This is a genomic window from Synergistaceae bacterium, assembly GCA_031272035.1.
In the GTDB taxonomy this organism is placed as follows: Bacteria; Synergistota; Synergistia; order Synergistales; family Aminobacteriaceae; genus JAISSA01.
This window is the reverse complement of sequence record JAISUO010000097.1, coordinates 46101-59718: the sequence shown is the minus strand read 5'-3', so window position 1 is coordinate 59718 and position 13618 is coordinate 46101. Positions and strand designations below refer to the sequence as shown.

General features: G+C 56.3%; 12 protein-coding genes. 11 read left to right on the top strand and 1 reads right to left on the bottom strand.

Features of this window, described 5'->3' with window-relative positions:
• On the bottom strand, positions 1 to 299 hold a 299-nt coding region (locus LBR61_11595; GenBank protein ID MDR1732726.1), incomplete at its 3' end, for an Rpn family recombination-promoting nuclease/putative transposase.
• 265 nt (positions 300 to 564) lie between these two features.
• On the opposite strand from LBR61_11595, the gene LBR61_11590 reads away from it, so the two are divergent.
• The 11 genes from LBR61_11590 to LBR61_11540 all read left to right on the top strand — a co-directional run bounded on the left by LBR61_11590 (position 565) and on the right by LBR61_11540 (position 13605).
• Positions 565 to 2178, top strand: coding sequence for a D-aminoacylase (locus LBR61_11590; GenBank protein ID MDR1732725.1), 1614 nt, complete (start codon positions 565 to 567; stop codon positions 2176 to 2178).
• Positions 2179 to 2292: 114 nt separating this feature from the next.
• Positions 2293 to 3792, top strand: coding sequence for an ABC transporter substrate-binding protein (locus LBR61_11585; protein ID MDR1732724.1), 1500 nt, complete (start codon positions 2293 to 2295; stop codon positions 3790 to 3792).
• A gap of 32 nt (positions 3793 to 3824) precedes the next feature.
• The gene (locus tag LBR61_11580; GenBank protein MDR1732723.1) at positions 3825 to 4751 is read left to right on the top strand and encodes an ABC transporter permease; all 927 of its coding nucleotides are present in this window, start codon (positions 3825 to 3827) and stop codon (positions 4749 to 4751) included.
• Positions 4752 to 4768: 17 nt separating this feature from the next.
• Positions 4769 to 5674 carry an ABC transporter permease gene (locus LBR61_11575; protein ID MDR1732722.1) on the top strand — a complete coding sequence of 302 codons (906 nt, stop codon included), beginning with the start codon at positions 4769 to 4771 and terminating at the stop codon, positions 5672 to 5674.
• Positions 5675 to 5689: 15 nt separating this feature from the next.
• Positions 5690 to 6712: an ABC transporter ATP-binding protein gene (locus tag LBR61_11570; GenBank protein ID MDR1732721.1), complete on the top strand. Its 1023-nt coding sequence runs from the start codon at positions 5690 to 5692 to the stop codon at positions 6710 to 6712.
• Positions 6702 to 7694 carry an ABC transporter ATP-binding protein gene (locus LBR61_11565; GenBank protein MDR1732720.1) on the top strand — a complete coding sequence of 331 codons (993 nt, stop codon included), beginning with the start codon at positions 6702 to 6704 and terminating at the stop codon, positions 7692 to 7694. Before LBR61_11570 ends, LBR61_11565 begins: the two co-directional genes overlap by 11 nt.
• Before the next feature lie 17 nt (positions 7695 to 7711).
• Positions 7712 to 8605, top strand: a complete 894-nt coding sequence (locus LBR61_11560; protein ID MDR1732719.1) for an L-2-amino-thiazoline-4-carboxylic acid hydrolase — start codon at positions 7712 to 7714, stop codon at positions 8603 to 8605.
• An 18-nt stretch (positions 8606 to 8623) separates the two neighbouring features.
• A complete protein-coding gene (locus LBR61_11555) occupies positions 8624 to 9517 on the top strand; it encodes an L-2-amino-thiazoline-4-carboxylic acid hydrolase (GenBank protein ID MDR1732718.1) in 894 nt (297 codons plus the stop codon).
• A 511-nt stretch (positions 9518 to 10028) separates the two neighbouring features.
• Positions 10029 to 11204, top strand: coding sequence for a pyridoxal phosphate-dependent aminotransferase (locus LBR61_11550; GenBank protein MDR1732717.1), 1176 nt, complete (start codon positions 10029 to 10031; stop codon positions 11202 to 11204).
• A 112-nt stretch (positions 11205 to 11316) separates the two neighbouring features.
• Positions 11317 to 12453, top strand: a complete 1137-nt coding sequence (locus LBR61_11545; GenBank protein MDR1732716.1) for an ABC transporter substrate-binding protein — start codon at positions 11317 to 11319, stop codon at positions 12451 to 12453.
• 225 nt (positions 12454 to 12678) lie between these two features.
• Positions 12679 to 13605 carry a branched-chain amino acid ABC transporter permease gene (locus tag LBR61_11540; GenBank protein ID MDR1732715.1) on the top strand — a complete coding sequence of 309 codons (927 nt, stop codon included), beginning with the start codon at positions 12679 to 12681 and terminating at the stop codon, positions 13603 to 13605.
• Positions 13606 to 13618: the final 13 nt, after the last annotated feature.

Below are 13618 nucleotides of genomic sequence, written 5' to 3'. Positions count from 1 at the left end.
GCCGACGAGAAATCCCGAGCCCAGTAATATAAGGAACGCTCCGGGTAATCACCCTCGTCGCCTGTCTGCACTTCCAGATCAACCCGCTGACCGTCCACAATCATATTGACGTCGAGCCGACAGAACTTTTCTCCGAGCGATTCCGGCGGTATTTCCGGGTTGGTTACGGTAAACTCCGTTATGCTTTCGTGCTTTATGTCGAGAAGCACAGCGGCCAACACTCTAAGCAACTCAGGATACTGCACAAACAACATCTTGAACAGTATGTCATTCATTAACGTGTGTTTCAACATCTTCATTAAAACGCAAACCTCCGCGAAACCATTATATCACGCGAATATTTTGGAAAAACTCAAAAGAAAACGGACATATATCACACTCTCTCCATAAGTTCGGCCCGGGCAGAGTTGTCCTCACAGCGGGAAATAATCTTATTAAACCTCTATGATATACTGAACCCGAATCTCAGCCGTCAAACCAACGGCAGCGTTGCGGATTCGTATTCATTTTTGATCAATTAAAACGGGTATGACATTCAGTCGAAAGGCAGGGGGATTAACGGTCATGGCCGAGAATTTCGACATCATCGTCGAAAAAGGCACGATTGTGGACGGAACCGGAGGACGGCCGCGCCGAAGCGATCTGGGTATCGCCGGAAACGCGATTCGGGCTGTGGACGATCTGAAAGACGCCTCGGCGGAGCGGAGAATCGACGCCGGGGGGAAAATCGTCTGCCCTGGCTTTATCGATGCGCATTGTCACACGGACGCCCATGCTCTTTATTACCCCGACGCCGAGGCGAAGGTGATGCAGGGCGTGACCACCGACGTCTGCGGGCTCTGCGGGTCCAGCGCCGTGCCCACGGGCAGCGGACATCTCGACGAATACCGCCGGCGCAACGAAAACGCCGTGCCGGGCATGACGCGGGTAGCCATCGAACCTCAGTCCTTCGGAGAATACCTGGCGGCCTTCGACGCGCGGGGAAACTCGACCAATGCGGCTCTTTTCGCGGGAAACGCGAACCTGAGAATCCACGCCTGCGGGTACGAGGATAAAAAGGCGCTCCCCGGCGAAAGGGACCTCATGAAGGAAATGCTGCGCCGGAGTATGGAAGAGGGCGCGCTGGGGCTTTCCTCCGGATTGACCTACGTCCCCAGCATGTTCGCTCCGACGGAGGAGCTGACGGAGCTGTGCGGCGTCCTGAGGCCCTTTGGCGGCGTCTACAACTCGCACATGCGCAACGAGGGAGATCGGGTTTTGGACTCCATCGCGGAGGTGGTGGAAATCGCGAAGGGGAGCGGCTGTCGGGGCCACGTCTCCCACCTGAAGGTGACGGGTGCGAAGAACCACGGGACGGCGGACCGTTGCCTCGACCTGATTGAGCGCGCCAACGCTTCGGGAGTTCCGGTTTCCTTCGACGTGTATCCCTACGCGGCCGCGTCCATGTCTCTGAAAACCCTGCTGCCGCCTTGGGTTCTCTCTCACGGGCTGGGCGACGGCTGCGCGATTCTCCTTGATCAAAGGGACAGGATTCTCGCCGACCTCGGAGATGACTCCTGGGACAACATTCTTCTCTCCTGCGGGGCGGAAAGAATCGTCGTCAGCTCCACGGGGCTGGCCCGATACGAGGGAAAGAGCCTCGCTCAAATCACCGAAGAAACCCGCGGAAAAGAACCTTATGACGCGCTGGCCCTGGTTCTGCGGGAAACAGAGGGACGCGCCGGGATGATCTGCCACTCCATGTCCGAGGACGACGTGCGAACCTTTCTCAGGAACAAGCGCTGCATGGTGGGGTCGGACGCCTTCGCGCGCCACTACGCCGGGCCGACGGCCTGCGGCAGGCCCCATCCCCGCAATTACGGCGCGTTTCCCCGCTTTCTTCGGCGCTTTGTGCTGGACGAGGGCCTGATGAGCCTGGAGGAGGGCATTTACAGAATGACGGGGCTGCCGGCGGAAACCTTCGGCTTGGAGGGACGCGGCGTCCTGAAGGAAGGCTTCGCCGCCGACGTGACGATCTTCGACCCGAAGACGATTGAGGACTCGGCGACCTGGGAAAGCCCGGCCCAAAAGCCGCGGGGCGTGGAATGGGTTCTGGTCAACGGGCGCGTTTCCGTGGACCGCGGAGAGTTTGTCGGCGCGCGGGCCGGAAGGGGGTTGAGGCTCGGCAACAGATTGTGAAAAGAGATTGTGAGAGGAAATCGGAGAGCTCTCAGCACTGAAAATTTAGTTTTGAATAGTTTTGAAGTTTTAGTTTTAAAAAAAATATAAAAACGAAAAGGAGAATGGAGTGCAATGCAAAAATGGTTTCGATGGGTACTGGTAGCGATTCTCGTTCCCGCGTTCTTTTTGTCCGCCCCGCAGGGGGCTGAGGCCGCGAGGGATTCTCTGGTCATCGCCACGGAAAACGAGCCGCCGTCTCTGACCACCGTTGAGCACGACTCGCTGGCCAGCGTTTTCATGAACCTTCTGACCTACAACGGACTGATCCGCATCACGCAGGATACGCTGGAGCCCGTGCCGGACCTTGCCGCGAGCTACACCGTCAGCGGAACCGAGTGGACGTTCAAACTCAAGGAGGGCGTTCTGTTCCACGACGGCCAGGCGCTGACGGCATCCGACGTGGTGGCCTCGCTGCTGTGGGCGAAGACGTTTCCCTCGTCGGTGAACTACACCGGAAAAATCGCGAAGGTGGAGGAGCTGGATCCCCTCACCGTCAAAATCACCACGAACGGCCTCTACGCGGGGCTGCTCTACGACCTGGGCTATCACTTCAACTTCATCGTCCCCAAAAAACTGATCGACTCCAAAAACAACTTCAACACGAACCCGATCGGAACCGGTCCCTACAAGTTCGTGAAGTGGTCCCGGGGAGACTCTCTGGAATTTGTGAAGAACGACAAATATTTCGATAAAAAACTGATGCCCTCCATCGATAAGGTGATCTGGCGCTTCATCCCCGAGGGGACGTCGCGGACGATCGCGCTGGAGGCCGGAGAAGTGGACTTCATCTACGAGGTGGAGACGACGGACATCCCTCGCCTGAAGGACAACCCGGATGTGAAGGTCACCGAGGTCACCAGCGTCGTCAACTGGTTCCTGAGCCTCAACAAGGACGTCAAGCCCTATGACGACGTGAACTTCCGGCAGGCCCTCAGCGCCGGCATCGACCGGGAGGCCATCGTGGCCGCGGCGCTCAACGGTTTTGGAACGCCCAACAGCGCGGCGGTGCCGAAGGGGTTCAAGGGCTTCACCGACAAAAATTCCGTCGGCTACGACCCGGAAAAGGCGAAGGCTCACCTCAAAGACTGGGGCGGCGACCCGTCCAAAGTGACGGTGCCCATTATCTGCTCCAACGAGACGAAAGTGCGCGTGGCGACGGTTATTCAGGAGAACCTGTCCAAACTCGGGATAAAGGTCGACATCGTCACCATGGACCTGGCGAGCTACCTGGATAAAACCGGCAAGGGCGACTACGAGAGCGCCATCGTGTCCTGGTCGCCGTCCAACATCGTCACCTACATCCAGCGGTATCACTCCCGCCGGAGAGCCTCCAATCCCGGCTCGCTGAACGATAAGGAAATCGACGCCCGGGTGGAGAAAATCGAGAGCACCCTGGACGAGGCGGAGCGCCTCGCTCTGGTGGAATCCACGGTGGAGCTGCTGAACGGTCTGAGCCCGCAGCCCTCGCTCTATCAGGACATTATCTTCCGCGCTTATAACAAGGATCTGGAGGGCGTGGTTCCCAGCGCGACGGGGTACATCAACTTCAACGAAGTCCGCTGGGCGAAGTAAGTCAGCTTCGTCTTACGCTTCAGGGGACCAACGTGTTCAGGTACGTCACAAAACGCGTCGTCTCTCTGCTGCCGGTGCTCCTTGGGGTGACGTTCATCGTGTTTATGATTCTGAACGTCGCCCCGGGGGATCCGACGCGCATGCTGCTGGGAGACATGGCGACGCCGGAGCAGGTGGCCGCGCTGCGGGCGGAGCTGGGGCTCGACAAACCCCTGCTGGTGCAGTACGTAAAGTATATGGGGAACCTGGCGCGGGGAAACTTCGGGCTCTCCTACCGAACAAAGGAACCGGTGGCTCAGGAAATTCTCTCCCGATTTCCCCACACGATCCGGCTGGCCCTGGTTTCCATGATTTTTTCAATTATACTGGCGATTCCTCTGGGGATCGTGGCGGCGGTCCGTCAGAACACCCTCGTGGACAACATCAGTATGATCGCTGCGCTGGTGGGGGTTTCTATCCCGATGTTCTGGCTGGCGCTGCTGCTGATCCTCGTTTTTTCCCTTAAACTGGGCTGGTTCCCCGTGGCCGGCGCGTCGAAGTGGAACAGCATCGTCCTGCCGGCCGTCGCCCTCGGGGTGATGAATATGGCTCTGACGGCCCGCACGACCCGATCTTCCATGCTGGAGACGATTCGGCAGGACTACATCCGCACCGCCCGGAGCAAGGGATTGCCCTGGTCGAGGGTCATTCGGGATCACGCCTTCAAAAACGCTCTGATCCCAACGATAACGGTGATCGGACTTCAGGTGGGCAACCTGCTGGGGGGCGCGGTGCTGGCGGAGACCGTTTTCGCCTGGCCCGGCGTGGGGCGGCTCATGGTTCAGGCGATCGCGGGACGTGACACGCCGATGGTGCTGGGTTGCATCGTCGTCTTCACCGTCTCAATCTCGGTCGTCAACCTGGCTGTGGATCTGCTGTACGGTTTTGTGGATCCCCGCATCCGTTCGATGTACCATTGAGGAAAAGGATGAAGACGATGGAATTGAACGAAAACCTCTCTCCGGAACTGGAGGAGTCTGAGGACGAACCGATCCGGCGGCCCGGTCCGCTGGCGGAATTTTGGGGACGTTTTTTCAGGAACAGGGCGTCGGTTCTGGGGCTCGTCATTTTGACGCTTCTGGTTCTGGTCGCCCTGTTCGGCCCCTGTTTTTACGATTACCAGACGGACGTCGTTCAGCAGAACATCAAAAACCGGCTTCAGTGGCCGTCGGCCGCGCATCCCCTGGGAACCGACGAGTTTGGCCGGGACCTGTTGGCGCGTGTCGTTTATGGAACGCGGATTTCCCTGTCCATCAGTTTTCTGGCGGTGCTGCTGGGGCTCATCTGCGGAGGCGCCACCGGAGCGGCATCCGGCTACTACGGCGGGCGCATGGACCACATCATCATGCGCATCATGGACATCCTTCTGGCGATGCCCATGATCCTCTTCGCGATGGTCATCGTCGCCGCGCTGGGGCCCAAAACGATCAACCTGACGATCGCGCTCTCGATTTCGCTCATCCCGTCCTTCGCCCGTGTGGTTCGGGGCGCCGTGCTGACGGTGAGGGACATCGAGTTCATCGAGGCGGCCCGGGCGACGGGAGCGAAGGACTTCCACATCATCATGAGGCACGTTCTGCCCAACTGTCTTGCGCCGATCATCGTGCAGACCACGCTGCGCATAGCCGCAACCATCACCTCCATCGCGGCCCTGAGCTTTCTGGGGCTGGGCGTTCAGCAGCCTTACCCGGAGTGGGGGAGCCTGCTCTCGTCGGGCAGAACCTACATCCGCGATTCCAGCTATCTCACGTTTTTCCCCGGGCTGGCCATCATGATCACGATCCTCGCCCTGAACCTGCTGGGCGACGGACTGCGGGACACGCTGGATCCCCGGCTGAAATGAAGGGAGACGAGAACGGTGCCTGAACGCAAAACCGCGGCCCCGGTCATTTTGGACGTGGAAGGTCTGACCGTGGAGTACCGGACTCCCGGAGAAACGGTGCGCGCCCTGAACGGGGTGAATTTTTCGATTCGGAAGGGGCAGACCTTGGGGCTGGTGGGGGAGACCGGCGCGGGCAAAACCACCACGGGGCTCTCGATTCTGCAGCTCGTGCCCAGCCCGCCGGGGGTCCTCGTCTCAGGCCGGATCGTTTTCGACGGTCTGGACCTTACGAAGCTCTCGGACAAAGAGATGCAGTCCATTCGGGGCTCCAGAATTTCCATGATCTTTCAGGATCCCATGACGTCGCTGAATCCGGTCATGTCGGTGGAGCGTCAAATCGCCGAGGTGATCTCGTTCCACGAAAAAACTGACACGCACGCGGCCGTCGAAAAGGCCCGCTTCATGCTGGAACGGGTGGGAATCGCGCCGGAACGCGGCTCGGAGTTTCCCCACCAGTTCTCCGGCGGGATGAAGCAGCGTGTCGTGATCGCCATCGCTCTGGCCTGCACTCCGCAGCTTTTGATCGCGGACGAGCCCACAACGGCGCTGGACGTGACGATCCAGGCTCAGGTGCTGGAGCTCATGAAGGATCTGCGGGCGCGCAACGACACCTCCATGCTGATGATCACCCACGACCTGGGGATCGTGGCCGACATCTGCGACGCCGTGGCGGTGATCTACGGAGGCCGCGTCGTGGAGTACGGAACGCTGGAGGACATTTTTGAAAACTGCCGGCATCCCTACACCGAGGGGCTTTTCAACTCCCTGCCCAACCTGAAAAACCGGTCGGAGATGCTGAAGCCCATTCGGGGCGACATGCCCGACCCCAGCCGGCTGCCCAAAGGCTGCGTCTTCCGCCCGAGGTGCGACTATGCTCTCGAAATCTGCAAAACGGAAAAGCCCGGGCCGGTATACAGGACGGAGGAGCACTTCGCGGCCTGTCACCTGTACGACGAAAACACTATTTCAGAAAGGCTGCTGTTATCCCATGGCCGATGACGCGACGATGTCCGGCGTGAAACCGGAGAACGATGCGGAAAGCCTGCTGCAGGTCCGCCATTTAAAAAAATATTTCGACACCCCCAGAGGGAAACTTCACGCCGTGGACGACGTCTCCTTCGAGATTCGGCGCGGCGGAACTCTGGGGCTCGTTGGGGAGTCGGGCTGCGGAAAGTCCACCACTGGACGGGCTCTGCTGCGCCTGACGGAGCCCACCGACGGCGAAGTGCTCTTCGAGGGACAGAATATCCTCACCCTTTCCCTGGACGAAATGCGGAAAAAACGCCGGGACCTCCAGATCATTTTTCAGGATCCCTTTTCTTCCCTCGACCCGCGGATGAGCGTCGCGCAGATCATCGCCGAGCCTCTCACGGTCAACGGAGTGCTGCGGGGCCGGGCCCTCTCGGAGAAGGTGCAGGAGCTCATGAACGTGGTGGGGCTCTCCCGGCGGCTGACCAGCGCCTATCCTCACGAACTGGACGGCGGGCGGCGGCAGAGGGTGGGAATCGCCCGAGCCCTCGCCCTCACGCCGAAGTTTATCGTCTGCGACGAACCCGTCTCCGCCCTTGACGTTTCGATTCAGGCTCAAATTCTGAACCTGATGAAAACCATACGAAAACAAATGAACCTGACTTATTTGTTCATCACCCACGATCTGTCGGTGGTGTACCATTTTTCCGACGAAATCGCGGTCATGTACCTGGGCCGGATCATCGAAAAGGCGTCCTCCGAGGAGCTTTTCACGAATCCTCTCCATCCCTACACCGAGGCGCTCCTCTCGGCGATTCCGGTTCCAAGCCTGCGCGACCGCAGGAAACGCATCATCATGAAGGGCGAGATCACTTCTCCCATCGACCCGCCCGCCGCCTGCCGCTTCGCCGGCCGATGTCCCTCAGTCGTCGAAAAATGCCGCAGCGCCGAGCCGGAGCTTAAGGAAATCACGCCCGGACACCTTGTGTCCTGCTTTTTGCGGGACGCCTGAAATCGGAGGCCGCCACAATGTACAATATCACGGAAATCAAGGATCAAAACCAGCAGGACTGCCTGTCTTTGCTTTATCTGCACCTGGCGGGGAGCCTCGCCGAATGCTGCGGACGTTCCGCGGCCGGAACCGTGCGGGAGGCGATACGCCGCATGGGGCGGGATATGGGAAGCTCCCTCCGGAAGAAACACGTCGCCGCCGGCGTGAAGACCAACCTCCGCAGCCTTTACGGCGTGGGGTTGGAGTATCGGACCGATCCCCGTATGTACGAGGAGGTTCTGGCGGACTCCGAAGAGGTCTGTCTCTGGGAGGTGCGCACCTGCCCCATGGCCGACCTCTGGAACAGGGCGGGGGCCGGCGAAATCGGCCTTTGGTACTGTGAAGAGTTCCAGCGCGGACTGGTAACCGGCTACACCGGCGGCAGGGGCCAGATGAACCAATCCACTTTCCTGACCTGCCGTCGGGACAACCACTGCCGTTTTTCCGCGTACCTGCGGGCGGCCAACCTCGACGGAGAACAGCGCCGCGAGAGTTTCCCCTTCCCCGGCGAGGAGACCGGCCCTTCGGCTCCCCCGCTGAAGGACGCGACCTTTGCGGAGGGGATCGGGCTGCAGTTCATCAAAATGTACGGCTGTCTTTTGGAGGCGGCCAGAGAGCGGCACGGCGACGAGGGGGTCTGTGCCGTGGCGCTGGGGCTTCGCCGTCTGGCGGGAGAAGTGACGCCGCTCATGAAGCTTCACGCCGCCCATACCCGGGAGGTCTGCGACGAGGCCTTCCTGAGGCTGAATTTTCCCATCGCTCCGGACGTCTCGCAGGATCCGCGCTGGCTGGACTGCGTCGACCCGGACGCTCCGCGGCTCATGCAGATCAACCTGCTGAACGCGCTGAAGACGGAACTGCTGCGGCGCTGACGCAGGGGAGGACGAAAGATGTACACTTACGAAGAACGATGCGTGATGAACCTGGGGGACTGTTACACTCTGCTTTACGGCTGCATTGGGCGGCAGCTTCTGGACGACCACGGAGAGACGGGCGAAAAGGCCCTTCGGGACGCCACCCGCCGCTTCGGCATCGATCGGGCCCTGGCCACAAGGGAAAAACATCTGGCATGGGGAGCAAAGATCAACATGCAGAACCTCTTTACCCTGTCCCACGACCTTCCCGGCGACCCTCGCTTCCGTCGGGAGCTTCAGGAGCTCAACCCTCAGGAGCGGGTGTCCCACACCCTGGTCTGTCCCATGGCCGACGCCTGGAAAGCTCAGGGTCAGAGGGAAGTTGGACGAATTTACTGCGAGGAGTTCCATCCCGCCTGTTACAGCGCCTACGCCTACGACTACACTTACGTCAACCTGGCGAAAACGCTGACGCAGGAGGGCGACGAGTACTGCGCGTTCAACGTGGTGCTTCGTCCGGAAAACCTGCCGGAGGAGCTGCGGCCTCAGTGCTTCGAGGAATACGACCCCGCCTGGATTCCCCCTGAAATCGAGCCCGAAAACGCCAACGGCAAGCGCGGATTCGGAATTTTGAGCATCAAGCTTTACTTCCACCTGCTGCAGGCCGCTCTGGACCATCTGGGGGAGGAAGGGGCCTGCTCGGTGGAGCGGGGACTGCAGAATTTCTCCGGTGTCGCCGCGGAAATCCTGAAAACCTCGGCCTCCAAGGACTCGCGCTCTGTGGACGCCGCCTTCGTTTCCGACAACGTTCCCATCGAGATGGAACTGACCGAACCGCTGTGGGAGCGCTACGGTGAACGTCAGGCCAAAGAGCGCATGGAGATACATTTCTGCAAAAACCTGCTGCGAAAGCTGAACCCTGAGGCGTAGCGCCGTAACGGACATAAAACCGAAAACGCGAGGGCCCGCGGACGGCAGCAGCAGCGTCCGCGGGCCTGTTTTCATGCCAGTTTGAAGTCGAAGTGAAGACCTGATACCAATTTGCTTTCAACCGAGCGTTAATGAAGAAGCTAATGTTTGAATATCACTGCTTTTAGCTATTCTAACTTTAGGCCTTTTATTTCAAATTGGTATGAAGTCTTATCTTTTTCCCCTCGAAATTTTCCCATCGGAAGGTTGCACCACCAATCTAAACGATATATTAGTTTTTCTAATAATTGTTATGGAATTTATTTATTGGACATCTCCCTGATGAAGGAGTAAATTTATCATCATCACACCATAATTTTGCATAATTAAATAAATTGATGTTATAAAAATTTCATCAGTCTCGCTTAATCTATATTAAAAAGTTATTTATACATGATAAAAATATAGTTAAGCACTTGAAAAACCGTTTATATATGTTTATAATTTTTAAAGTCAGAAAGAAGTGAATAATATGTCAGAAAATAGAATTGCTTCCAGAGTATGTCTTCTGGAAAGTTCTCCTATACGGAGAATAGCGACGATTGCACAGGATTTGATCTCGCAGGGGATCGACATCTGCAACCTGACAATAGGAAGGCCCGATTTCGACACTCCTGCTCACATCAAAAAAGCGGCGATTGACGCGATGGAACAGGGGAAAGTCCATTATTCCCCTACCAGCGGAGAGAAGGTTTTTCGCGAGGCTGTGTCTCACCGCCTCAAAGCAGACGATGGTGTGTACTATTCTCCGGACGAAATTATAGCCACAATGGGCGGCGGTGAGGGGGGTTACGCCGTACTGGCCAGCCTCGTGAATCCGGGGGACGAAGTCATTGTTGCATCCCCGATGTACCCGTACTACAAAGGGTGGACTTCCCTGTGCGGAGGAACTCTCGTTTCTCTCCCCCTCACGGGAAAGGAATTTGAGGTGGACATTGAACGACTGAAAAAAATTATCACGCCCAAAAGCAGGGTGCTGATTCTGACCAGCCCTCATAACCCTACGGGGAAAATATGGAAACGCCCTGTTTTGGAGAATATTGCGCAAATTTGTGCCAAACACGACATCACGGTTTTATACGACAACATTTACAGCAGCTTTGTGTATGAGGGAAACAAGGCCTTCAATATTGCCAGTCTGGACGGAATGAAGGAAAGGACGGTTATCGTCGCCAGTTTTTCCAAGACGTATGCCATGGACGGCTGGAGGATCGGCTATATCGCGGCGCCCCGGAGCCTGATTGAAGGTATTACAAAAATGCATCAGCATCTCGTGTCCTGCGCCAATACCTTTGTACAGATTGCGGCGGCTCATGCCCTTGAAGCCTCTCAGGATTGCGTAGAGGACATCCGACAGGAGTTCGATCGCCGCAGAAAGATGGTCATGAAGTATATGGACGAAATGGGGCTGAGCTGCCCCAGACCGGAAGGTTCGTTTTTTGTTTTCCCTTCCATTGAAAAATATGGTATGACTTCTCTCGACTTCGCACATTTTCTGATTGAAAAAGCACATGTGGCCACCGTCCCCGGTTCTGCTTTCGGTGAAGGGGGAGAATATCACGTACGCCTCGCCTACACAATTTCCTGCGACTTGATGCAGCCGGGGCTGGAACGCATGAAAACCTGTCTCCTGTCTCTGGAAAAATAACTCAACAGGACGATTTTGAAGGAGGTGCCGCAAGGAGTAAAAAAAGCGCAAAAAATGTTGAAGCGAATTCTGAATTAAAACCACATTCTTAATGAGAAATGAGGTAAGAGCAATGATGAAAAAAATTATTTTGGGATTGTGTATTTTGGCGTTGTCATGTGCGAGCGGAGCTTATGCGGCAGAGCAGGAACCGATTCGAGTGGGCCTGTGTGTTTCGCTTTCGGGAGGAGCTGCGGCGTACGGGATTCACATGCGCAACGGAGCTCAGGATGCAGCGGATGATATCAACAAGGCGGGAGGCATTCAGGGTCGCAAGCTGGAACTGGTGGTGGAAGACGATGCCGGAAATCCGGCTCAGGCTTCTTCCGTTCTGATCCGTATGATCTCTCAGCACAAGGTCAACGCCATTATCGGCGGAGCGAATAGCACCCTGGCTTTTGTATGCAAGGAAATTGCCGAGGCTCAGCACGTCCCCACCATAACGACTTCCGGCTCCAATCCCAAGCTGACGGGCCCGGACAATAAATATTTCTTCCGCCTCCATCAGAGCGACGAAATTGCAGCCACTCGGGCCGCCCGCTTCTTTGTGGAAAAACTGGGATTGAAGAAAATTGGAGTTCTGAGCGACACCTCCGATTTCGGCATGGGCTGCAGGGACTATTTTGTAAAGGCTCTCGAAGATTTGGGCGTTAAACCCGTTACCATCCAGAGTTTTAACGTGGGCGATCTGGATTTCACCCCCCAGCTTCTGGAGATAAAGCAGGCCGGCGCCGAGGGGTTGGGACTTTTCGCGAATCTTCCTGAGGCCTCTTTCATCACCCGCCAGAGCCGACAGCTGGGTTTGAGTTCCGATAAGTTCCAGATTATCATGACCGGCATCGCCGTTCCTCGTTATATTGAGCTGGCCCCCGGCGATACGGACAACGTTTACGGTGTGGGACCCTTTGTCGCCACCATGAAGGAACCGGAAGCCGTGGAATACGTGGAACGCTATCGCAAGGAATACAATATGGACCCCTCTCACCACTCCACAAACACCTATCAGGCCATTGTCGCGCTGGCAAAAGCCTGGGAAAAAGTGGGAACCAAAGACAACGCGGCCGTAGCAGATGCCCTGAAGACCGTACAGTGGGATGCCTTTGGTCAGAAGGGGAACCACTTCCTGTCCAACGGACAGGGCGTTCTTACCATTTACATTTTCCAGGTTCAGGACGGCGTCTGGCGCACCAGTGCTGTACAGGTTCAGTAACAGTGTAAATAATCTGCGGCAAAGGGGCAAAACGAGCCGGTGATTTATACCAATTTGCTTTCAATTAAGTATCAATAAAGAAGCTAATGTTTGAATGTCATTGCTTTTAGCTATTCTAACTTTAGGCCTTTGACTTCAAATTGGTATTAAATAACAGGTTTGCTTTTGCCCCTTATTTCTGTTTGTGGCAGATTGAATAAAAGACCTTAAAGCGAGGTGGAATAAATGCCATTGCCGATTTTTATGCAATATCTGATAGGAGGCCTTGCAATAGGGGCTGTCTATTCTCTGATTGCCGTGGGATATTCCATGATATGGAAAACCATGGGACTTCTCAATTTCGCTCAGGGACCTGCCGTAATGTTCAGCGGTTTTCTGGGAATAACCGCTTTAACCCTGCTTCCTAAAAATTTTCCGCCTCTTCTTACACTTATGGCTGTACTGACCTTTGCCTGCTGCGTTTCAGCTCTTATTTCCGTTGTTATCCATAAAATGGTGCACGAACCGACCTTCAAAAGCTCCCTGAAACTTCGAAACGTAAACTATGAAAAAATGAACGTTCTTGTGGCCACTCTGGCTGTGGGCGTTCTTCTTGAAAATACCGCGAAAATCATATGGACCGGAGAACCGCGTTTCTTTTCTCTGCCTATCGGCAGGTCCGTTATACAGGCAGGAAGTATTATCTTTCCCTCCATTAACCTGTGGATTCTCTGTATCGCAGCGCTTATCGTTTTTTTGCTTCAGCTGTTTCTCTACAAAACCAGGGCCGGCAAGGCGATGCGTGCGGTGGCTCTGGACAAGGAAGCCGCGGCTCTGATGGGGATCAACGTTCGCCGCAGCATTCAGGCCACCTTCACTCTTGCCTATGTCCTTGGGGCAGTTGCGGGGATTCTGGTATCTCCCATTATTTTTGCGTATTTTGCTCATGGGCAGATCCTGGGACTGAAAGGGTTCTCTTCCGCCATTCTGGGGGGAATTTACAGCGTGCCGGGAGCGATTTGCGGGGGGTTGCTTCTGGGCGTTCTGGAAAGTTTTGGAGCCGCTTTCGTGGGAGCAGGGTATAGAAATACGGTCGCTTTCATCGTTCTGATCGCCGTGCTTCTGATTCGCCCCACGGGGCTGTTCGCCAAAAAAGCGAGCGAAAAACTTTAACAGGACGAACATC

What these genes read in the sequence shown, in the direction of transcription:
- LBR61_11590 (MDR1732725.1), top strand. Translation starts at nt 565, where the DNA reads ATGGCCGAGAATTTCGACATCATCGTCGAAAAAGGCACGATTGTGGAC.
- LBR61_11585 (MDR1732724.1), top strand. Translation starts at nt 2,293, where the DNA reads ATGCAAAAATGGTTTCGATGGGTACTGGTAGCGATTCTCGTTCCCGCG.
- LBR61_11575 (MDR1732722.1), top strand. Translation starts at nt 4,769, where the DNA reads ATGGAATTGAACGAAAACCTCTCTCCGGAACTGGAGGAGTCTGAGGAC.
- LBR61_11565 (MDR1732720.1), top strand. Translation starts at nt 6,702, where the DNA reads ATGGCCGATGACGCGACGATGTCCGGCGTGAAACCGGAGAACGATGCG.
- LBR61_11560 (MDR1732719.1), top strand. Translation starts at nt 7,712, where the DNA reads ATGTACAATATCACGGAAATCAAGGATCAAAACCAGCAGGACTGCCTG.
- LBR61_11555 (MDR1732718.1), top strand. Translation starts at nt 8,624, where the DNA reads ATGTACACTTACGAAGAACGATGCGTGATGAACCTGGGGGACTGTTAC.
- LBR61_11550 (MDR1732717.1), top strand. Translation starts at nt 10,029, where the DNA reads ATGTCAGAAAATAGAATTGCTTCCAGAGTATGTCTTCTGGAAAGTTCT.
- LBR61_11545 (MDR1732716.1), top strand. Translation starts at nt 11,317, where the DNA reads ATGATGAAAAAAATTATTTTGGGATTGTGTATTTTGGCGTTGTCATGT.
- LBR61_11540 (MDR1732715.1), top strand. Translation starts at nt 12,679, where the DNA reads ATGCCATTGCCGATTTTTATGCAATATCTGATAGGAGGCCTTGCAATA.